General features: G+C 72.0%; 14 protein-coding genes. 7 read left to right on the top strand and 7 right to left on the bottom strand.

All coding sequences use genetic code 11. The features are described 5' to 3' along the window. Positions 1-260 precede the first annotated feature (260 nt). Both ACFW6B_RS40110 and ACFW6B_RS40105 read right to left on the bottom strand, forming a co-directional pair. Positions 261-791, bottom strand: a complete 531-nt coding sequence (locus tag ACFW6B_RS40110) for an SUKH-3 domain-containing protein (protein ID WP_386604704.1) — start codon at positions 789-791, stop codon at positions 261-263. A 79-nt stretch (positions 792-870) separates the two neighbouring features. After that, positions 871-1,374, bottom strand: coding sequence for a YwqJ-related putative deaminase (locus tag ACFW6B_RS40105; RefSeq protein ID WP_386604702.1), 504 nt, complete (start codon positions 1,372-1,374; stop codon positions 871-873). A 229-nt stretch (positions 1,375-1,603) separates the two neighbouring features. On the opposite strand from ACFW6B_RS40105, the gene ACFW6B_RS40100 reads away from it, so the two are divergent. From ACFW6B_RS40100 to ACFW6B_RS40090, 3 genes are all read left to right on the top strand, one after another. Next, the gene (locus ACFW6B_RS40100) at positions 1,604-2,590 is read left to right on the top strand and encodes an SMI1/KNR4 family protein (RefSeq protein ID WP_386604701.1); all 987 of its coding nucleotides are present in this window, start codon (positions 1,604-1,606) and stop codon (positions 2,588-2,590) included. 7 nt (positions 2,591-2,597) lie between these two features. Further along, the gene (locus tag ACFW6B_RS40095; protein WP_386604699.1) at positions 2,598-5,237 is read left to right on the top strand and encodes an SUKH-4 family immunity protein; all 2,640 of its coding nucleotides are present in this window, start codon (positions 2,598-2,600) and stop codon (positions 5,235-5,237) included. A gap of 243 nt (positions 5,238-5,480) precedes the next feature. After that, on the top strand, positions 5,481-6,368 hold the full coding sequence (locus ACFW6B_RS40090; RefSeq protein WP_386604696.1) for a cellulose-binding protein: 888 nt from the start codon (positions 5,481-5,483) through the stop codon (positions 6,366-6,368). 90 nt (positions 6,369-6,458) lie between these two features. Here ACFW6B_RS40090 and ACFW6B_RS40085 read toward each other — a convergent pair whose 3' ends face one another. The 3 genes from ACFW6B_RS40085 to ACFW6B_RS40075 form a co-directional block, all read right to left on the bottom strand. Further along, the gene (locus ACFW6B_RS40085; protein WP_386604694.1) at positions 6,459-8,093 is read right to left on the bottom strand and encodes a cation acetate symporter; all 1,635 of its coding nucleotides are present in this window, start codon (positions 8,091-8,093) and stop codon (positions 6,459-6,461) included. Next, on the bottom strand, positions 8,090-8,641 hold the full coding sequence (locus ACFW6B_RS40080; protein ID WP_386604692.1) for a DUF485 domain-containing protein: 552 nt from the start codon (positions 8,639-8,641) through the stop codon (positions 8,090-8,092). Before ACFW6B_RS40080 ends, ACFW6B_RS40085 begins: the two co-directional genes overlap by 4 nt. Positions 8,642-9,112: 471 nt before the next feature. Continuing rightward, on the bottom strand, positions 9,113-10,657 hold the full coding sequence (locus ACFW6B_RS40075; RefSeq protein ID WP_386604690.1) for an MFS transporter: 1,545 nt from the start codon (positions 10,655-10,657) through the stop codon (positions 9,113-9,115). A gap of 431 nt (positions 10,658-11,088) precedes the next feature. Between ACFW6B_RS40075 and ACFW6B_RS40070 the strand changes: the two genes are divergently transcribed. The 3 genes from ACFW6B_RS40070 to ACFW6B_RS40060 all read left to right on the top strand — a co-directional run bounded on the left by ACFW6B_RS40070 (position 11,089) and on the right by ACFW6B_RS40060 (position 14,938). After that, a complete protein-coding gene (locus ACFW6B_RS40070) occupies positions 11,089-11,877 on the top strand; it encodes an ABC transporter ATP-binding protein (protein WP_386604688.1) in 789 nt (262 codons plus the stop codon). Further along, a complete protein-coding gene (locus tag ACFW6B_RS40065; protein WP_386604686.1) occupies positions 11,874-14,453 on the top strand; it encodes an ABC transporter permease in 2,580 nt (859 codons plus the stop codon). Before ACFW6B_RS40070 ends, ACFW6B_RS40065 begins: the two co-directional genes overlap by 4 nt. A gap of 269 nt (positions 14,454-14,722) precedes the next feature. Next, positions 14,723-14,938 carry a DUF397 domain-containing protein gene (locus tag ACFW6B_RS40060; RefSeq protein ID WP_386604684.1) on the top strand — a complete coding sequence of 72 codons (216 nt, stop codon included), beginning with the start codon at positions 14,723-14,725 and terminating at the stop codon, positions 14,936-14,938. A gap of 234 nt (positions 14,939-15,172) precedes the next feature. Here ACFW6B_RS40060 and ACFW6B_RS40055 read toward each other — a convergent pair whose 3' ends face one another. Continuing rightward, a complete protein-coding gene (locus ACFW6B_RS40055; protein WP_386604682.1) occupies positions 15,173-15,505 on the bottom strand; it encodes a hypothetical protein in 333 nt (110 codons plus the stop codon). A 151-nt stretch (positions 15,506-15,656) separates the two neighbouring features. Beyond that, entirely contained in the window at positions 15,657-16,517 is an 861-nt protein-coding gene (locus ACFW6B_RS40050; protein WP_386604680.1) for a helix-turn-helix domain-containing protein, read from the bottom strand. Positions 16,518-17,052: 535 nt separating this feature from the next. On the opposite strand from ACFW6B_RS40050, the gene mfd reads away from it, so the two are divergent. Continuing rightward, positions 17,053-20,604, top strand: a complete 3,552-nt coding sequence (mfd, locus tag ACFW6B_RS40045) for a transcription-repair coupling factor (RefSeq protein ID WP_386604678.1) — start codon at positions 17,053-17,055, stop codon at positions 20,602-20,604. The last annotated feature ends 209 nt before the right edge of the window (positions 20,605-20,813 follow it).

The following is a 20,813-nucleotide window of genomic DNA, read 5'->3' as shown; positions in this document are numbered from 1 at the left end:
TGCCGGTACATCCGCCCGTCGCCGTCGGACGGAGAGGTGACCGTCGGTGGCGACGGGCATGTGATGTACCGGCACGGCCCCTCCCGCCGGATCCCGGCCGCGGGTGTGCGGTGGTTTGGGCGCAGTCCCTCGCAGGCGCGATTTTCAGCCCCGGCCGGGGAAATTTCAGCCCCTCCGGCGTTTGAGGAGCGGGGGTCCGGGGGCGGAGCCCCTGAGTTCGGGTCGGGTAGGGGCGGAGGGGGCGAAAAAGTCGGCCGGGGTCAGGCGGTGGTCAGGCGGGCGGGGGCCGTGCCGGTGAGGAGGGTGGTGAGGGCGGCGTCGATGTGGGGGCCCAGGTACCAGTCACCGGTGTGGTCGAGGGCGTAGACGCGGCCCTCGGCGTCGATGGCGAGCAGCGCGTGGGAGTCGGGCTCCTCGCCGAGGGGGCAGACCTCGGTGTCGAGCGCGCGCCCGAGGTCGCCGAGGGTGCGGGCCATGTGGAGCCCGTGCAGGGGGTCGAGGTCGAGCCGGGCGGGGGCGACCTGGCGCCCGGGTCCCGCGGCGCCGACGCGCAGCCCCCCGAACTCCGCCCAGGCCTCGACCGCCGCCGGGAACACGGAGTGCCGGTGCCCGGCCGGCGACGCGTGTCCGCGCAGTTCGTCCGCCCAGTACTCGGCCTGCTTTATGTCCCAGCGTCCCGGCTGCCAGCCCGCCGTGCGCAGCGCGGCGTTCACGGGTTCGGGGAAACGGATGGCGGGTCCCCCCTGCCCTGGCGGGGAGAAGAGGCTGGAGGAGGAGCGTTCGGAGTGCATCTGCCCTTCGTTCGTCGAGGGATGGGACTCGGCGTCGCGGGACGCCGTCATACGTGTACGCATGCGGGGGAGGGGGAGTTCAGGCGCCCGGGGCCGCCGGGTCGACGATGCGTACGCCGAAGTGGCCGCTGAGTGCCGTGCAGGAGCGGCAGGGCGGGGCGAAGCTGCCGTGCAGGGGGTCGCCGTCCTCGCGGATGCGGCGTGCGGTGAGTTTGGCGCCCTTGAGGGCTTTGCGGGCCTCGCCGTTGGTCATCGGCCTGCGGCCGGCGCGCTTGCTGCGTTCGGCGTCGGCGGAGGCGATCTGCCGGGAGATCAGGATGGCTTCGGCGCAGCGGCCGGTGAAGCGGTCGCGCTGGGTGTTGGTGAGGGTGTCGAGGAAGTCCTGGACGAGGGGGTGGAGGGCGGGTGGCTGGTCGCCGCGGGCGGCCGTGCCGGTGAGGGTGGTGCCGCGGACGGAGAGGGCGGCGGCGACGGTGGGGAGTATGCCGTCACGGCGGTACAGCAGGGCGGGCGCGTGCAGTGCCTCGGCGCTGCTCCAGCCGACCCGGGGGTCCCCGGAAGTGCTCGTATGCGTCGCGTTCATGATCGTCTTTCCCTCCCGTGCATCCCCCGGTGCGGAGACAGACTGCCAAACGCCGCGGCGGGAGCGGTAGCTGGGGCACCGCGACACGCCAGGTCTTAGGCACAGGGTCACTGTGGGGTGACGGCTGGTCACGGAACCGGAGGCCCGGTGACCGGTGTCGTACAACCGAATAGGCTGTCGACATTCGCACTTCATCCAGCTACCGAAGACGCCGCAGGGGGCAACCGTCATGACGACAGGTCGGCTCGGGCAACAAGCCGCGCCGCCGAACGCGGCCTACGCCGGGCAGGTCGTGCACTTCCCGGATCCGGTCCGGGCGGCGCGCCACCCCAGAGGCGTGCGGATCGACGAGCGCGGCTATCCGGATTTCTCGCTCTACGCGCGTGCCGCGGCGGAGATCGCCGAGCCTCCGGAGGGCTTCGGTGTCGACGAGTTGAGGCTGACGGACTACGTCTCCGCGAACGCCGCGCTCGCCGGGTCCGGGCACGAGCTGTGGGACACGATCCCGGCGGTGGCGACTCCGCACGGCTGGACGTGGCACCACGTGGCGGGCACCCGGCGGCTGGAGCTGGTGCCGGTCGAGGTGAAGGCGCTGCTGCGGCATCACGGTGGTGTCGCGACCGCGGCCGTCGACCATGACAAGCGGGGGACGCGGCCGTTGCAGGAGACGCGGCCCGCGCACTTCGGGCTGCCGAAGTCGTCGGTCGCGGTGACCGAGCAGCAGGTTCAGGCGGTCGAGGAGGACCTCGGCTACCGGCTGCCCGGTGCCTACCGGTCGTTCCTGAAGGCCGCGGGCGGGTGCGCGCCGGTCGGTGCCGCGCTCGACGCCGAGCTCGGACTGCTGGTGGACCAGCCGCTGTTCACCGTGCGCGACGAGGCCGCGGTCAACGACCTGGTGTACGTCAACAAGTGTCTGCGCGACCATCTGACCAAGGATTACCTGGGTGTCGGGTTCGTGCAGGGCGGTCTGCTGGCCGTGAAGGTGAAGGGCGACCGGATCGGTTCGGTCTGGTTCTGCGCGTTCGACGACGCCCGTGACCAGGACGGGTGGCCGGCGGCCGAGCGGGTGCAGCGGCTGCTGCTGCCGTGCGGTGACGACTTCGACCAGTTCCTGTCGCGGCTCGCGGGCAATCCGCCGGAGCTGGAGACGGTGGCGAATCTGATGGTGGACGGTGGCTTCGCCCGTGCCGTGCCCGTCTCTTCGGTGGGGGAGTGAGGCTGCGATGGTGACCTTCGCGCAGGCGCAGGAGCGCGCGGAAGAGTGGATCAACGGGGATGTGGCCGGGTACCAGCACCGTGAGGTGCGGGTGCGCGAGTTCGAACTCGGTTTCGTCGTGTGGGCGGAGGACCGTGCCGAGGGGCCGCGTTCGGACGGGGGCGCGCAGCGGCTCGTCATCGCGCGGGACAGCGGTGAGGCCACGCTGTGGCCCGCGCTGCCGGTGGGTGAGGTCATCCGCCGGTACGAGGAGGAGTACGGGGTGCCGGCCGGGGCTCCCGAACCGGCGCCGGCGCCCGCGGCCCGGGTGGATCTGAACCAGACGTCGTTCCTGCTGAGTCCGCCGGAGTGGTTGCAGGAGGCCGCGGACAGGATGGGTATCCCGGACCGGCGTGCCGGGGCGGGGTCGTCCGGTTCGGACGGGGCCGGGTCCCGTCCGGCCGCCGCCTCTTCGGCGGCGGGCTCGGCGAACGGGGCCGCTGGGAGCGGGAGTTCGTCTTCCGGTGCGCCGGGGGATTCCGTGGGGCGCGCGGCCGGTGCCGCGCCGGGGGTGCACGCCGCTTCCCCGGCCACCACGCCGGGTGTGCCTTCCTCTCCGGTTCCCGGCGGTGCCACGCCGTGGCCGGACGCGGCGACCGACGACGAGGTGCCCGGTCCGCGGGACGCGGGGCGGGCCGTTCCCGTCGACGTGACCCCGTGGGCGGGGACGGACACGAACGCCGATCCCGGGGACGACCGTTCGGTGCCGCTGCCGGCGACCGTGTTCGCGCCGCCGCTGACGGACGTCGACGACTCGCGCACCCCGCCGCCGGCGGCCGCGCTCGATCAGACCGCCCTGATGTCCGGGGGCAGTCAGCTTCCGCGTACGACGGTGACGCCCGTCGCCGGTGGCCCGGACCCGTCCGTGCCGGCCGGCGCTTCCTCGGGTCAGGGGGTGCCGGGTGCCCCCGGTACGCCGCCGCCCGCCGCGCCGTCGCGTCCGATGTCCCCGAACGCGGGTGACATCGCCGACGCGGCGACCAGCAAGGCGCAGCCGCCCCGGGCGGCGCGCGGGGGTTCGGCGGGTGCTCCGCATCCGCCGAGTGCCCCGGGTGTGCCGGGCGCGCGGCCGGGTGCCACGCCTCCGCCGTCCGCCCCGGGCGCGCCCGCGGGCGGCTACGTGCCGACGCAGCTCGTCTCGCAGCTCGGGCCCGACGGGCCCGAGGGGGTGCCCGGTGTGCCCCCGCCGCCCGGTGCGACGCCTCCTCCGGGCGGTGTCCACCATGCCGCGACGATGCTGGCCGGGCCTCCGGCCGGCGGTCCCGGCGCGCCGCAGCCGCCGGGTGCCCCGGGGGCTCCGGGCGCGTCCTGGCCGCCGCCCGTTCCCGGTGTGCCGGCCCCGCCGGGTGCGACGCCTCCTCCGGGGGGAGCGCACCATGCCGCGACGATGCTGGCCGGTCCTCCGGCGGGCGGTCCCGGTGCGCCGCAGCCGCCGGGTGCGCCCGGTGCTCCTGGCGCGCCCGGTGTTCCGGGGGGAACTCCCTCCGGTGAGGTGCATCACGCGGCGACGATGTTCGCCCCTCCGGCCGGGGGTCCCGGTGTGCCGCAGCCGCCGCAGGCTCCTGGTGTGCCGCCGGGCGCCCCTCAGCCGCTGCCCGGTCAGCAGCCTGCGTACGGCTATCCGCAGACGGGGCAGCCGACCGTCGGACCCGGCTACCAGGCCGTGCTGCGCTACCGGGCCCATGACGGTTCCGAGCAGCAGCTCATCCGGCGGTCCGCGCCGGGCATGCCGCACCCGGAGTGGCAGATCCTGCACGAGCTGCGCGCGATGAACGTACCGCCGCAGCAAGTGCTGGAGCTGCACACGGAGTTGGAGTCCTGCGAGCTGCCGGGCGCGTACTGCGCGCGGATGATCAGGGAGACCTTCCCGCAGGCTCGGATCACGAGCATCGCGCCGTACGGCACGGACCACGCGAGCCGGCAGCAGGGGATGCACCAGCTCCTCGCGCATCAGGGCGAGTTGCACCAGGTCGCGGACGGGCCGGCGCGTCCGGCGCCGGTGCGGGCGCCGATCCCGCCGGTGCAGCCCGCGCCGCCGATCCCGCCGGAGGCGATCGGGCAGGAGCTGGCGGCGGCGTTCGGGCCGGGGCTGTTCCGGTTCGACCACGCGGCCGTCTCGCGGCAGGGTGTGCCGCCGGTCGTGGCGCACGTCCTGGTGGTGGCCGGACTGCCGGTCGACATGGGCCCGTTCTTCTGGGCGCAGGCCCAGCCGGGCCGTCCGGTGCCCACGCTGGCCGAACTGGCGCAGGAGCGGGGGGTGCAGGCGTCCCAGGACGCGGGCTCGTACCTCGTCATGGGCAGTGACTTCGGCAAGGCGATCTGTGTCCAGTACGGCACGGCGAACATCGTGGCCGTGCCGGTGGAGGCCGGTCCCGGGGGTGCCCCGGTGCCGCCGCAGTTCGTGAACACCGGTCTGCCCGAGTTCGCGCGCTGTCTGGCGCTGCTCGGCCGGATGTGGCGGCTGCGGTACGGCCTCAACCAGGAGCAGGCGGGCCGCTGGACCGTCGACTTCCAGGCGCAGCTGGCCTCGCTCGACCCGGCGGCCCTGGCCTCCCCGGAGAGCTGGTGGTCGGTCCTGCTGGAGGAGATGTGGGACGGGCTGCTCTAGCGGTCCTTCGGAACACGGCGGGACGGTCGGGACGACCGCACCGCGGAAGAGGCGCCCGGCCCGGGTCACGGGCCGGGCGCCTCTTCCGTTCGACCGGCGCCGTTGATCTCGAATGACAGGAGTGTGACCTGTATCCGACTGAATGGGCGGGCGGAGTGTCGCGTTATGAACACTTCCGCGTGATCCATCAAGATGTGCGCGAAATCGTCTTTTCGTGTGTGTCGGGCGGAGAGGGGTCCAAGGATGCGCAGCACACCGGTGTCACCGCACGGCTTCGTGGCCGTACGGGGGCGTGGCTACCGTCCCGAACAGGTCGACGCGTACGTCGCGGCGCTCTCCCGGGGCCGTGACGCCGCCTGGGAGCGGGCCGCCCGGCTCACCGTGCTGGCCAAGGACATGGAGGCCGAGGCGGAACGGCTGCGGGAGGCCGTGGAGCGGCTGGCCCCGCAGACGTACGAGGAGCTGGGTGAGCGGGCCCGGCGGATCTTCGAGCTCGGTGAGGAGGAGGCCGGGGCCCTGCGGGAGGAGGCCCGCCAGGAGGCCGGGGCGGAGGCCGCGGCGGCCGAGGCGGTGGGGCGTGACGTGCGGGAGGCGGCGCGGGCGTACGCCGACGAGGTGCGCGGCGAGGCGGAGGAGTGGGCCCTCGGGCGGCTGGCCGACGCGCGCGCCGAGGCCGACGGGGTACGGATCTCCGCGCGGCGGGACGTCAAGGAGAACCGGGGGGAGTTGCTCGCGGCGCTGCGCGAGGTGCGGCGGCGTGCGGAGGCCCTGGTCGCCGGGCAGGAGGCGGAGCACGCCGCGCGGCTGGCGGAGTTCGAGCGGGCCGCCGCCGAGCGCGAGGCCGCGTTCGAGGCCGCTGCGCTGGAGCGCGAGGCGCGTGCCGGGGAGGCGCTCGCGCTGGCCGAACGGGGTCTCGCGGAGGCGGAGGAGTGGGACCGGCACCGGCAGGAGGACGCGGGGGCGCGTGCTGCCGAGCTGGTCGCCGAGGCGCGGGTCAGTGAGGAGCGGGTCGCCCGGGAGACGGATCGGGTGCTGCGGGAGCACGGGGAGCGGTGGGATCACGTACGGGCCCACATGGACCACGTACGGAGCAGTCTCACGTCTCTCACCGGGAAGGCCCCGGCGGAGTAGCCGGGCTCGGCGGCGGGTCTCCCACCCGCCCACCCGTCTCGGTCGGTTTTCACCAGCCGTCGTCCCGGTCGGTTTTCATCAGCCGTCGGCTCATTTCCCCCTCCGTATCGCCCCCGCCAGGATCCACCCCTCCACCGCCTCGTACTGCTTCCGCTGTTCCCCCGCCTTCCGGCGCCCCGACGCCACCGTTCCGATCCAGCCGTAGGCGAACCCCAGCGGGATCGACACGATGCCGGTCGTGGTGAACGGGAACCAGTTGAAGTCGGCGTCGGGGAACGCGGCGGTGGGGGAGCCGGAGACGAGGTTCGTGCCGGGCATGAGGACGAGGACGGTGAGGGTGCCGCCGACGAGGGTGGCGAGGAGGCCGGCGCGGGTGTAGCGGCGCCAGAAGAGGCCGTAGACCAGTGCGGGCGCGATCGCGGAGGCGCCGAGGCAGAAGGACAGGGTGACCAGGGGCTGGAGGCTGTGGTGCTGGACGAGGGTGGCGAGCAGGATGGCCGGCGCCCCCACCGCCAGCGCGGAGGCGCGGGCGAGGAGCATCTCGCGGCGAGGGGAGAGCTCGTCGCCGCGGCGGCGGCCGCGCAGGAGCCGGCTGTGGGCGAACACGTCGTGGGCGAGTGAGTTGGCGCAGGCCAGGATCATCCCGGCGACGGACGCGAGCAGCGTGAGGAAGATCGCTGTCGTGACGGTGGTGAACAGGAGGGTCTCGGCGGTGGAGACGGAGGTGCCGAAGGCCGCCCGGGAGCCCAGCAGGTAGGCCGTGTTGCCCTGGGGGTCGGCGGCCGCGATCGCGTCGCGGCCGATCAGGGCGGTGGCGCCGAAGCCGATGACGCTGACGACCAGGACGAACAGGGCCACGCACGGCACCGCCCAGGACAGTGACCTGCGTACCTGGCGGGCGCTGTCGGCGGTGTACATGCGCATGGTGATGTGGGGGAGGCAGGCGCCGCCGAGGACGACCGTCAGTTCCGAGGTGATCATGTCCAGGCGGGGGCTGGCACCGCCCGCGAACTGGAGGCCGGAGCGGAGGTAGGCGTCGCCCACGCCGCTGTTGCCGGCCGCGGCGGTCAGCAGGGTGCCGGGGTTCCAGTCGAAGCGGTGCAGGACGAGCACGGCGACCACCGCGCCGGAGCCGAGCAGCATGACGATCTTCAGGATCTGGATGAGGGCGGTGCCCTTCATGCCGCCGATCGCCGCGTAGCTGATCATCAGCGCGCCGAGGACGACGACGCAGCCGGTCTTCAGGGAGTCCGCGGAGAAGCCGAGGATGAACGCCAGCAGGTCGCCCGCCCCGGCCAGTTGGACCAGCATCAGCGGCAGCAGGGCCACGATGGTCACCGCGCAGGCGGTGTTGCGGACGGCGCGGCCGGGCATGCGGCGCGCGAGCGCGTCACCCATGGTGAACCGGCCCGCGTTGCGCAGCGGTTCGGCCAGCAGGAACATCAGCAGCACCAGGGACAGGGCGGTGCTCAGGGCGAGGACCACGCCGTCGTAGCCGGCCAGCGCGATGACGCCGCCGGTGCCGAGCACGCTCGCGGCGGAGATGTAGTCCCCGGCGATGGCGAGGCCGTTGCGCATCGGGGAGAGGGATCCGTAGCCGGTGTAGAACTCGTCCAGGTCGTCGCGGTCGGGGCCGGTCATCACGCACAGCAGCAGGGTGACGGTGGCGACGGCCGTGAACGCCACGAGCGACATGGTCTGCGTGGAGGTGGTGAACCCCGTCATCGTGCCGCCTCCCGCTTCGCGTCCACTTCGCTCTGTCTGCGGATCCGGTCCGCGATCGGGTCGAGGCGTCGGCGCGCGGAGTGCTCGTACACGGCGATGGCCAGGCAGGTGACGGGGACCTGGAGCAGGCCGAGCAGCAGGCCGGTCGACAGTCCGCCGGAGACGGTGGTGGTCATCAGCGAGGGTGCGAAGGCGGACAGGAGGAGGAAGAGGGTGAAGTAGCCGAGGGCGGTGAGGGTCGCGACGCGGCGCTGGCGGCGGTAGGCGCCGCGCAGCAGTCTGATGTCGCTGTGCTGTCCGAGGGGGCGGTGGCGTGGCATCCGCGGTCGTTCGGGCTCGGGCGGCCGGGGCCGGGGCTGCCAGGGGTAGGTCAGCCGGGTGGGGTCGGGGGCCGGGCCGGGCTGCGGATGTCCGGGGTCCTCGGAGTCGTCCGCGGGGGGCGGGTACGGCTGGTACAGCGGGGCTCGCGGGGACGGCGGCGGGTAGGGGGGCCGGTGCTGCTGCCGGGGCGGCCATGGGTGCTCGGGGGACGAGAACGTGTCGGGCATCCCGGTTCTCCTTGCGTGGCTCGGGTCCGGGGCGGGACCGCAGGGAGCGGGGGGTGAGCAGCGCGCACGCTACTCGTAGGTAGCGGGGCCGCGCGACCGTTTCGCCGAACTGGGCGGTCGGTACGCGCTTACTTCGACGACCCGGGGTGTTACCCGCGTTTACCTGGGGTGTTACCCGCGTTTACCCGTGGAGTTCTCCTGGAGCGGTCCTGAAGGTTCTTCGGATTTCGCGTGGGGAAGCGGGGGTCCGGCTCCGGTGCGGTTCCGGTCCGGTGGGTGGGTCGGGGCCGTGCCGGTGCATCAGGCCGTCGCCGTTGGACGGAGATGTGGGCGTTAGTGGCGACGGCCATCGATGTACCGGCACGTCCCCTTCCGCCGGATCCCGGCTGCGGGTGCGTCGTGGTGGCCGACCATTCGAGCCCCGGCCGGGAAGGTTTCAGCCCCTCGGCGTTTGAGGAGTGGTGGCGGGAGTCAGTCCGTCGGGTCGTCGAGGACCGGGAAGCGGCGCGGTGCGAGGAGCAGCAGGACCAGGAGGGCGAGGGCGGCTGCCCCGGCGGCGCCCAGGTAGACGGCGTGGACCGCGTCGGCGACCGCGTGGCGCAACCGCCCGTCCGGGGCGCCCGAGTTCAGTGCGCCGGTCACCGCGTCGAGGTCCCCGGCGCCGCCGAGCCGCGCGGCCAGCACCCCGTTGGCGAGGGCGCCGAACAGGGCGGCGCCGAGGGTCTGTCCGGTCTGCCGGCAGAACAGGACGGAGGCGGTGGTCGTGCCGCGTTCGGCCCATCCGACGGTGGACTGGACGCCGACGATCAGCGGGAGCTGGAAGAGTCCGAGGGCGCCGCCCAGCAGCAGCATCAGCACGACGGGCTGCCACGCCTCGCCCGGGGTGGGCAGGAGGGGGAAGGCGAGCAGGAGCAGGCCGGCCGCGCCGATGCCGAGGACGGCGGTGTCGCGGAAGCCGATGCGGCGGTAGACGTGCTGGCTGAGCGCCGCGGACAGCGGCCAGCTCAACGTCCACACGGAGAGCACGAATCCGGCGGAGACGGGGGCGAGGCCGAGGACCGCCTGCGCGTAGGTGGGCAGGAACACGGTGGGCGCGACCATGAGCAGTCCCAGTGCCCCGAGCGCGAGGTTGACTGCGGCGATCGTCCGGCGGCGCCACACCCAGCCGGGGATGATCGGTTCGGCGGCCCGCCGCTCCACGGCCACGACGACCGCGAGCAGGCACGCTCCGGCGGCGAACAGGGCGAGCGAGGGGGCCGAGAGCCAGTCCCAGGCGACACCGCCCTGGACGAGCGCGGTCAGCAGGACGCCGCCGCAGGCGAACACCGCGAGGGCGCCCGCCCAGTCGATGCGCGGCCGCCGGGCGGGGACGGTGCGCTGCGGTTCGCGCAGGTGACGGGCGATCAGCCACAGGGCGACGGCGCCGACCGGAAGGTTGACGAGGAAGATCCAGCGCCAGTCGGCGTAGGCCGCGAGGACGCCGCCGAGGGCCGGGCCCGCGACGGCCGAGGTCGCCCACACCGTGGACAGTCTGGCCTGGATCTTCGGGCGTTCCTTGAGCGGGTAGAGATCGGCGGCGAGCGTCTGGACGGTGCCCTGGAGGGCGCCGCCGCCCAGGCCCTGGACGACGCGGAAGGCGATGAGCGCGGCCATGTTCCAGGCGCAGGCGCACAGCAGCGAGCCGAGGAGGAAGAGCGCGGCGCCCGCCATGAGGACCGGTTTGCGGCCGAAGGTGTCGGAGAGCTTGCCGTAGACGGGGAGCGTGACGGTGACGGCCAGCAGGTAGCCCGAGAACAGCCAGGAGAAGACCGAGAAGCCGCCGAGGTCGCCGACGATCTGCGGGACGGCGGTGGACACGATGGTCGCGTCGAGCGCGGCGAGCGCCATCGCCAGCATGAGCGCGGCGATGACGGCGCGCCGCCGCCGGGTCTCGGCCCGGTCCGCGGGGGCGGGGTGCTCGCGTACGACCGGTGTCCCGGTGTCCTGCTCGCCCACGGGATTCCTTTCCCCCTGCATCCATCTACCGGGATCAGCTTGCCACTTGAGCCTCACGTCGGGGGAGGGTGGAGGCTGTGTGGGCCCGGAGATGGACTCGACCCCGAGAAGTTCTCCACCGGAGGGTGGAGAACCCCTAGGGGGATGTCCGCACCAGGGGTCGGGGAGGGTTCGTCCCGTCGGAGGAGGAGACGGGCCAGGAGCGTTCTTAACCTGGTCTTACGTCGTCGGGAGCGCGTTCTGGTCGTACGAACCGCACCCACGGGGTGGGGTTTTCCCCAGGCGGAAGACGGGGCCGTGCACCAGCGCGTACGACCCCCTTCCGGCACCAGACTCGATGACACGGCCGGCGCACCGCGTCCGGCCGGCGTGGACCTTCACGGCCCTCGCACCCGCTCGCAGACTTTCGAAGCCCAGCAGGGCCCCCTGCTGGCCGACTTAGGAGACATACCGTGACATCGGCTGTAAGCATTCCCGGGCACAAGGGCACTGGAGGGCGTACGGCCGTTGCCGCGCGGGCGCGGCAGGTCGTCAAGGCGTACGGGTCCGGGGAGACCCGCGTCGTGGCCCTCGACCAGGTCGACGTGGACATCGACCGGGGCCGGTTCACCGCGATCATGGGCCCCTCGGGGTCCGGCAAGTCCACCCTGATGCACTGCCTCGCCGGGCTCGACACCGTCACCTCCGGGCAGATCTTCCTCGACGAGACCGAGATCACCGGACTCAAGGACAAGAAGCTGACGCAGCTCCGCCGGGACCGGATCGGCTTCATCTTCCAGGCGTTCAACCTGCTGCCGACGCTGAACGCCCTGGAGAACATCACGCTCCCGATGGACATCGCGGGCCGCAAGCCCGACAAGGGGTGGCTGGACCAGGTCGTGGAGACCGTCGGTCTCAAGGACCGGCTCAAGCACCGTCCGACCCAGCTCTCCGGCGGCCAGCAGCAGCGCGTCGCGGTGGCGCGGGCGCTGGCGGCGCGCCCCGAGATCATCTTCGGTGACGAGCCGACCGGAAACCTCGACTCCCGGGCCGGCGCCGAGGTGCTGGGCTTCCTGCGGCGCTCGGTCGACGACCTCGGCCAGACCATCGTGATGGTCACGCACGACCCGGTGGCGGCCTCGTACGCGGACCGTGTGCTGTACCTCGCGGACGGCAGGATCGTCGACGAGATGCACCAGCCGACGGCCGATCAGGTCCTGGACCGGATGAAGGACTTCGACTCCCGCGGGCGGACGTCATGACCGTCCTCAAGACCTCGATGCGCAACTTCTTCGCGCACAAGGGACGCATGGCCCTGTCGGCCGTGGCCGTCCTGCTGTCGGTGGCCTTCGTCTGCGGGACGCTCGTGTTCAGCGACACGATGAACACGACGTTCGACAAGCTGTTCGCGGCCACCTCCTCCGATGTGACGGTGAGCGCGAAGAGCGCCTCGGACACCGGTGAGACGACGTCCGGCAACGGCAGGCCGCCGGTCATGCCCGCCTCGGTTCTCGACCAGGTGCGGTCGGCGCCGGGCGTGAAGTCGGCCGAGGGCACCGTCTTCTCCAGCGCCGTGACCGTCGTCGACGCCGACAAGGACAACCTGTCGCCCTCCAGCGGCGCGCCCACCATCGTCGGCAGCTGGAACGCCAACGAGGCCCGCACGATGAAGGTCACCTCCGGTGCGGCGCCCAAGGGCTCCGACCAGGTGATGGTCGACAAGGACACCGCCGACAAGCACGACCTGAAGCTCGGCGACGAGGTCGGTGTGATCAGCGCGGTCGGCACGCACACCGCGAAGATCTCCGGCATCGCCACCTTCACCGTCACCAACCCCGGCGCGGCCATCTTCTACCTGGACACGCCGACCGCCCAGAAGACGCTCGTCGGGAAGACCGGCGTCTACACCAACGTCAACGTCACCGCCGCCGCCGGAGTCAGCGACGCCCGGCTCAAGCAGAACGTGACGGCCACGACCGGCGGCCACTACAAGGTGCAGACCGCGAAGGAGACCGCCGACGCCAACAGCCAGGACGTGAGCGGGTTCCTGGACGTCATGAAGTACGCGATGCTCGGCTTCGCCGGGATCGCCTTCCTGGTCGGCATCTTCCTGATCATCAACACCTTCTCGATGCTGGTCGCCCAGCGCACCCGTGAGATCGGTCTGATGCGGGCCATCGGCTCCAGCCGCAGGCAGGTCAACCGCTCGGTCCTGATCGAGGCCCTGTTCCTCGGTGTGACCGGCTCCGTCCTCGGTGTCGGCGCGGGCATCGGCATCGCCGTCGGCCTGATGAAGCTCATGAGCATGACCGGCATGAACCTGTCCACCGACGACCTGACGGTGGCCTGGACGACCCCGGTGATCGGCATGGTCCTGGGCGTCGTCGTCACGGTCCTGGCGGCCTACCTGCCCGCCCGCCGGGCCGGCAAGGTCTCCCCGATGGCCGCCCTGCGCGACGCCGGCGCCCCCGCCGACGCGAAGGCCGGAGTCGTACGGGCCGTGCTCGGCCTGGTCCTCACCGGTGCCGGCGGCCTCGGCCTCTACCTCGCCTCCGAGGCCACCAAGGCGAGCGAGGGCTCGATGTGGCTCGGTCTCGGCGTGGTGCTCAGCCTGCTCGGGTTCGTCGTGATCGGCCCGCTGCTCGCGAGCGGTGTGGTGCGCGTCCTCGGCGCGGTCCTGCTGCGGGCGTTCGGCCCGGTGGGACGCATGGCCGAGCGCAACGCGCTGCGCAACCCGCGCCGCACGGGCGCCACGGGCGCCGCCCTCATGATCGGCCTCGCGCTGGTCGCCTGCCTGTCGGTGGTCGGCTCCTCCATGGTCGCCTCCGCGTCCGACGAGCTGGACAAAAGCGTCGGCACCGACTTCATCATCCAGAACGACGCCGGCCAGCCGATCACCCAGCAGGCCGTGCAGGCCGTGAAGAAGACGCCGGGGCTGGCCCGGGTCACCGAGTACCGGATCGCGGAGGCCGACTACACCACCCCCGACGGCAAGACGCTCAAGGACACGGACATCACCGCGGCCGACCCGTCGTACGCCACCGACCTGCGGACCAAGACGGTCGCCGGTGACCTGAAGGACGCCTACCTGCCCGACTCGATGTCCGTGCACGACAAGTTCGCCAAGGACCACGGCATCCACCTCGGGTCGAAGATCAAGGTCGCCTTCAAGGACGGTGCCGCCGCCGAGCTGACGGTCCGCGCCATCACCAGCAGCGACGCCGTCATCGACAAGGGCTCGAAGTACACCTCCATCGCCACGCTCGCCAAGTACGTGCCGGCCGACAAGATGCCCCTGGACCTGATGGTCTTCGCCTCGGCCAAGGACGGACAGCAGGACAGCGCGTACAAGGCCCTGAAGTCCTCCATGCACGACTACCCGCAGTACCAGGTCCGTGACCAGACCGACTACAAGCAGGCCATGAAGGACCAGATCGGGCAGCTGCTGAACCTGATCTACGGCCTGCTGGCCCTCGCGATCATCGTCGCGGTGCTCGGTGTGGTGAACACCCTGGCCCTGTCGGTGGTCGAGCGCACCCGGGAGATCGGCCTGATGCGGGCCATCGGCCTCTCGCGCCGCCAGCTCCGCCGCATGATCCGCATGGAGTCGGTGGTCATCGCCCTCTTCGGCGCGCTGCTCGGCCTCGGCCTGGGCATGGGCTGGGGCGCCACCGCCCAGCAGCTCCTGGCCCTGGAGGGGCTGAACGTCCTGGAGATCCCCTGGCCGACCATCATCGGGGTCTTCGTCGGATCGGCCTTCGTGGGCCTGTTCGCCGCCCTGGTCCCGGCGTTCCGGGCGGGCCGGATGAACGTACTGAACGCGATCGCCACCGACTAGCCGTCGGACGGTCGAAGCGGTCACCGCGTACGGGGGTCGCGGTGGCCGGGCCGGCGTCGAGGAGTCCTGCGGGACGCCTCGGCGCCGGCCCGTTCGCGCGGCCCCGACTTCAAGCCATCTCGTGAAGCGCGTTCCCCCGAGGGGCGCGGAGGGTATCCATCCTTTGCGCGGTATGGCGTCCTGCCATGCCGTGTCGTGGTGCATGACGGGTTGCGCCGTGCACAGGAGCCCAGTTGGGAACGCGCCTTGAGCAGTGAGCGGGGGTAGCGTTGCGTCGTGGTGGAAGCACGTTCACGTGGAGGAAGAGCAGCTACAGCACAGAAGCTGGTACCTGCTGCGAGGTCGCCTTCACCGGTGCGCAGGTTCTCGTGCGTGATTCCAAGCTGCCCGGCGTCGGGATACTGTCGTTCACCCCACAGGCTTGGCGCGCGATAGTGCGGCATGTGGCGGCGGCGGAGGGGGTATCCGGACCGGTCGGAAAGTAATGGCGAGACAGCCGGACGTGAAGATGAACGGCCAACAGCACAAGACCTGTTCACCGAATTCGCCGAACCGCAGTGGGTTCGGCCTCTACTGCCTTCTGACGGGCATGTCCGCCACCGCGGTGGGAGCGGCCGTGTCGCTCCTGGCCGCCGGGCCGGTCGCCCGTGTCATCGTCTGGGTGGCCGTTCTGCTTCTCACCACGATGGCGGCTGCCTGGTGGTGGGTCACCGACGCCTCTACGGCTCGCCGTTGGACGGTCGGTCTTCTGGTGCGGCCGGCAGCAAGGAGCGCACCGCATCGAAAATCTTGGTGAAGGCCCTCACCAGTAACGTCGCGCTGGTGACGCCGGCGGCGACACAGACCTCCGGGGGGATTCCGGCCTTCATGCCCGCGTAGGCCACCACCGTCAAGGTCACCACGGCGAACACGGCCACGGCGGCGACATTGCGGAAGACGCGTATCAGACCGTCGACGTGGGCCTGCTGCCGTCTGATCCTGTTGGTGGTCTCGGAATCCTTGATCTGGCGGAAGCGGGAGGACGCCGCGTTGCTGGAGATCCCCTGCTGCACCAACGCGTTGTACGTGGGTTCGGGGGCGGCGGTGCTTTCGGGGGACTGCCGAGAGCCGGTGGCCTGACATCCCTGGCAGGCATGCGGGTCGCGGTCCTTTCTCCTCTTCCTGCCGGAAGTCACGGCGTCCTCCCCCCTGCGCGCATGTGACCTAGCTTCGGGCGTGATGGAACTCGATGAGTTCATCGAGCAGCGCGAGGGTGTCGGTCTCCGACAGCGCCTTGCTGAGCAGGCCCTCGTAGCACTCCTGGTACCGGGCGACGATCTCCCGGTCGTCCCGGTTGGTGAGGGTCCCTCCAGGGCCGACGAGGTAGAGCGCGTCCTCCTCGTCCTGGAAGCTGAGCAGGAAGAAGCTGCTCTCCAGGCTGTCGTGGGCGCCGGCGGTGAAGGGCAGGACGTGGGTACTCACCTGCTCCCCCGATGCGATTTCCCTGATGTGGGCCACCTGCTGGCGCATGGTCGCGGGGCCGCCGATCTGGCGGCGCAGTGCCGCCTCGTCCAGGACCACCTCGACCTTCGGGCCGCCCTCCTGCAGGACGCGCTCCTGCCGGGCGAGCCTCATGTCGAGGGTGCGCTGCACACGCTTGGCGTCCATCGGGCTCGCCTCGAACAGCGCGCTCGCGTAGTCCGTCGTCTGGAGGAGCCCCGGGACAAGGCTCGGGTGATAGGCGCGGATCAGGGTGGCGGCACTCTCGTAACCCAGGAACTGGGCGAAGACCGGGGTCATGACGTCGCTGTACTCCGACCACCACGACTGTCCCTTGCTTCCGCGGGCGGCTTCCTCCAGTTCGGCGACGTCTTCCGGCGCTGTCACGCCGTACTCCCGGAGCATGGCGCGGAGGTCCGTCACCGAGAGGCTCACGGTGCCCGCCTCGATCCGGATGATTTTGGAAAGGGACCACTCCAGCGCCGCTGCTGCGTCTCGCTGAGTCAGCCCGGCCCTGTCGCGAGCGCTCCTGAGGGCGAGGCGCAGTTTGCGGCGGTTCAGGCTGGGATCCAAAGCGGTGGGCATGGTGCTCCTTCGAATGGTGATGACAGCGCGTCGACATGCGGCAATGAGGAGGCGGCGAAAGGGCATGCTCGGGAAGCCATACCCACTCGGCTGCTAGCTTCATGCGTATTGTCTTACGACTGTCGTCCATACGAGTGGTACCCAGGCGCCACCTGTCTAATCGACACGGGCTTACCGAATATGACACGAGAAAGCCGGGCGACTGTCCTGGTGCGTACGCGTGTTGCGGAAGACGCGCGGGTGACCCGGAAGCGGCCCGGGCGCCGCCGCCCGCGAGTGCCTTCATCGTCCGACGGCAGCGGGAAGCCCGCGCAGGAAGGGCCGGACGGGTGACGGAAGCACCGGGAGGCAGGGGCGGCGCCCCGGGTCCGGCGCGCGAGCCGCTCGCAGTCGTACGGGGCGACCGCGCCTCCCCGGGACCCCGGTTGTCCACAGCTCCGGCGCACGACATCGCACCGTCGTAGGCTTGAGGCCCCCGGCCCGTCCCACGTGTCGGGCGTCTCGCGTTGCCCACTCCCCGGGATGGAAGCCCTTCATGAGCCTGCACGGTCTGCTCGACGCCGTCGTCAAGGACGCCGCCCTCACGGAGGCGGTGAAGGCCGCCGCCGACGGCAACCGGATGCACGTCGACCTGGTCGGCCCGCCGGCGGCCCGCCCGTTCGCCGTCGCCGCGCTCGCCCGCGAGAGCGGCCGCACCGTCCTCGCGGTCACGGCCACCGGCCGCGAGGCCGAGGACCTGGCCGCCGCCCTGCGCTCCCTGCTCCCGCCGGACGGCGTGGTCGAGTACCCCTCGTGGGAGACGCTGCCCCACGAGCGGCTCTCGCCCCGCTCCGACACCGTCGGCCGGCGCCTCGCCGTCCTGCGCCGCCTGGCCCACCCGCGCCCCGACGACCCGGAGACCGGCCCGGTGTCCGTCGTCGTGGCCCCCATCCGCTCGGTCCTCCAGCCCCAGGTCAAGGGCCTGGGCGACCTGGAGCCCGTCGTCCTGCGCACCGGCGTGAGCGCCGACCTGGGCGAGACCGTCGGGGCGCTCGCGGCAGCCGCGTACTCCCGCGTCGAACTCGTGGAGAAGCGCGGCGAGTTCGCCGTCCGCGGCGGCATCCTGGACGTCTTCCCGCCCACCGAGGAGCACCCGCTGCGCGTGGAGTTCTGGGGCGACGACGTCGAGGAGATCCGCTACTTCAAGATTGCGGACCAGCGTTCGCTGGAGGTCGCCGAACACGGCCTGTGGGCCCCGCCCTGCCGCGAACTGCTGCTCACCGAGGACGTCCGGGCGCGTGCCGAGGCCCTCGCCGAGGCCCACCCGGAGCTGGGCGAACTCCTCGGCAAGATCGCCGAGGGCATCGCCGTGGAGGGCATGGAATCGCTCGCCCCGGTCCTCGTCGACGACATGGAACTGCTCCTCGACGTCCTGCCCCAGGGCGCGATGACGATCGTGTGCGACCCGGAGCGGGTGCGGACCCGGGCCGCCGACCTCGTCGCCACCTCGCAGGAGTTCCTCCAGGCGTCCTGGGCGGCGACGGCCGGCGGCGGCGAGGCCCCCATCGACGTCGGCGCGGCCTCCCTGTGGTCCATCGCGGACGTACGGGACCGGGCGCGCGAGCTGGACATGATGTGGTGGTCGGTGTCGCCGTTCGCCGCCGACGGGGAACTCGCGGACTCCTTCGCCGGAGGAGTCGGCGACACCCTCAAGCTGGGCATGCACGCCCCCGAGACCTACCGCGGCGACACCGCCCGCGCGCTCGCCGACACCAAGGGCTGGCTGGCCGACGGCTGGCACACCGTCTACGTCACCGAGGCGCACGGCCCGGCCGCCCGCACCGTCGAGGTGCTGGGCGGCGAGGGCATCGCCGCCCGCCTGGACACCGACCTCGCCGAGATCGGCCCCTCCGTCGTGCACGTGGCGTGCGGCTCCATCGACTACGGCTTCGTCGACCCGGCGCTGCGCCTCGCCGTCCTGACCGAGACGGACCTCTCCGGTCAGAAGGCGGCGGGCAAGGACGGCGCCCGGATGCCGGCCCGCCGCCGCAAGTCGATCGACCCGCTGACCCTGGAGACCGGCGACTACATCGTGCACGAACAGCACGGGGTCGGCCGCTACATCGAGATGGTGCAGCGCACGGTCCAGTCCGCGACCCGCGAGTACCTGGTCGTCGAGTACGCCCCCGCCAAGCGCGGCCAGCCCGGCGACCGCCTCTACATCCCCACCGACCAGCTGGAGCAGATCACCAAGTACGTCGGCGGCGAGGCCCCCACCATGCACCGCCTCGGCGGCGCGGACTGGACCAAGACCAAGGCGCGCGCCAAGAAGGCGGTCAAGGAGATCGCCGCGGACCTCATCAAGCTGTACTCGGCGCGCATGGCCGCCCCCGGTCACGCCTTCGGCGCCGACACGCCCTGGCAGCGCGAGCTGGAGGACGCCTTCCCCTACGCGGAGACGCCCGACCAGCTCACGACGATCGCCGAGGTCAAGGAGGACATGGAGAAGACGGTCCCGATGGACCGTCTGATCTGCGGCGACGTCGGCTACGGCAAGACGGAGATCGCGGTCCGCGCCGCGTTCAAGGCGGTGCAGGACGGCAAGCAGGTCGCGGTCCTGGTCCCCACGACCCTGCTCGTGCAGCAGCACTTCGGCACGTTCTCCGAGCGCTACTCGCAGTTCCCGGTGAACGTCCGCGCCCTGTCCCGCTTCCAGACGGAGACCGAGGCGAAGGCGGTCCTGGAGGGGCTGCGCGACGGAGCGGTCGACCTCGTCATCGGCACGCACCGGCTGTTCTCCTCGGAGACGAAGTTCAAGGACCTCGGCCTGGTCATCGTCGACGAGGAGCAGCGCTTCGGCGTCGAGCACAAGGAGCAGCTGAAGAAGCTCCGCGCCAACGTCGACGTCCTGACGATGTCCGCCACCCCCATCCCCCGTACGCTCGAAATGGCGGTGACGGGCATCCGGGAGATGTCCACGATCACCACCCCGCCGGAGGAGCGGCACCCGGTGCTGACCTTCGTCGGCCCGTACGAGGAGAAGCAGATCGGCGCGGCGATCCGCCGTGAACTGCTGCGCGAGGGCCAGGTCTTCTACATCCACAACCGGGTCGAGTCCATCGACCGGGCGGCCGCCCGCCTCCGCGAGATCGTCCCGGAGGCGCGGATCGCCACGGCCCACGGCCAGATGTCGGAGCAGGCGCTGGAGCAGGTCGTCGTCGACTTCTGGGAGAAGAAGTTCGACGTGCTGGTCTCCACGACGATCGTCGAGTCGGGCATCGACATCTCGAACGCGAACACGCTGATCGTGGAGCGCGGCGACAACTTCGGTCTGTCGCAGCTGCACCAGCTGCGCGGGCGTGTCGGCCGTGGCCGGGAACGCGGCTACGCCTACTTCCTGTACCCGCCGGAGAAGCCGCTGACGGAGACCGCCCACGAACGCCTCGCGACGATCGCCCAGCACACGGAGATGGGCGCGGGCATGTACGTGGCGATGAAGGACCTGGAGATCCGCGGCGCGGGCAACCTGCTCGGCGGCGAGCAGTCGGGTCACATCGCGGGCGTCGGCTTCGACCTGTACGTGCGGATGGTGGGCGAGGCGGTCGCGGACTACCGCGCCTCCCTGGAGGGCGGTGCGGAGGAGGAGCCGCCGCTGGAGGTCAAGATCGAGCTTCCGGTCGACGCGCACGTCCCGCACGAGTACGCGCCGGGCGAGCGGCTGCGCCTGCAGGCGTACCGGTCCATCGCCTCCGCGAACACGGAGGAGGACGTCAAGGCGGTCCGCGAGGAACTCGTCGACCGCTACGGCAAGCTCCCGGAGCCGGTCGAGAACCTGCTCCTGGTGGCGGGACTGCGGATGCTCGCGCGTGCCTGCGGGGTGGGCGAGATCGTCCTTCAGGGCAACAACGTCCGCTTCGCGCCGGTGGAGTTGAGGGAGTCGCAGGAGCTGCGCCTGAAGCGCCTGTACCCGGGGACCGTCATCAAGCCGACGTCCCACCAGATCCTCGTCCCGCGCCCGAAGACCGCGAAGGTCGGCGGCAGGCCGCTGGTGGGCCGTGAACTGCTCGGCTGGACCGGGGAGTTCCTGGCCTCGGTCCTGGGGTCCTAGCGCGAGGACCGGAGTTGACGGGGCCGGGGCGGCGGCACCTGCGGCGGGGCGGGCCCCCCCCGGGTGCGGGGGGGGGTGTGGGGGGGGGTGGGGGGGGGGTGTGGTGTCGCCCCCCCGGGGGGGGGGGGGGGTTGGGGGGGGGGGCGGGGGGGGGGGGGGGGGGGGGGGGGCATCCAGGAGGCGGTCAAATACCAGCGCTGGGGGGGGGG

The sequence above is a fragment of the Streptomyces sp. NPDC058751 genome, assembly GCF_042746485.1.
GTDB lineage: Bacteria > Actinomycetota > Actinomycetes > Streptomycetales > Streptomycetaceae > Streptomyces.
The sequence above is the reverse complement of the archived record's forward strand: the minus strand, read 5'-3'. Positions and strand labels throughout refer to the sequence as shown.

Coding starts and splice junctions, on each gene's coding strand:
- ACFW6B_RS40110 (WP_386604704.1), bottom strand. CDS start 791: ATGCACTCCGAACGCTCCTCCTCCAGCCTCTTCTCCCCGCCAGGGCAG.
- ACFW6B_RS40105 (WP_386604702.1), bottom strand. CDS start 1,374: ATGAACGCGACGCATACGAGCACTTCCGGGGACCCCCGGGTCGGCTGG.
- ACFW6B_RS40100 (WP_386604701.1), top strand. CDS start 1,604: ATGACGACAGGTCGGCTCGGGCAACAAGCCGCGCCGCCGAACGCGGCC.
- ACFW6B_RS40095 (WP_386604699.1), top strand. CDS start 2,598: ATGGTGACCTTCGCGCAGGCGCAGGAGCGCGCGGAAGAGTGGATCAAC.
- ACFW6B_RS40090 (WP_386604696.1), top strand. CDS start 5,481: ATGCGCAGCACACCGGTGTCACCGCACGGCTTCGTGGCCGTACGGGGG.
- ACFW6B_RS40085 (WP_386604694.1), bottom strand. CDS start 8,093: ATGACGGGGTTCACCACCTCCACGCAGACCATGTCGCTCGTGGCGTTC.
- ACFW6B_RS40080 (WP_386604692.1), bottom strand. CDS start 8,641: ATGCCCGACACGTTCTCGTCCCCCGAGCACCCATGGCCGCCCCGGCAG.
- ACFW6B_RS40075 (WP_386604690.1), bottom strand. CDS start 10,657: ATGCAGGGGGAAAGGAATCCCGTGGGCGAGCAGGACACCGGGACACCG.
- ACFW6B_RS40065 (WP_386604686.1), top strand. CDS start 11,874: ATGACCGTCCTCAAGACCTCGATGCGCAACTTCTTCGCGCACAAGGGA.
- ACFW6B_RS40050 (WP_386604680.1), bottom strand. CDS start 16,517: ATGCCCACCGCTTTGGATCCCAGCCTGAACCGCCGCAAACTGCGCCTC.
- mfd (WP_386604678.1), top strand. CDS start 17,053: ATGAGCCTGCACGGTCTGCTCGACGCCGTCGTCAAGGACGCCGCCCTC.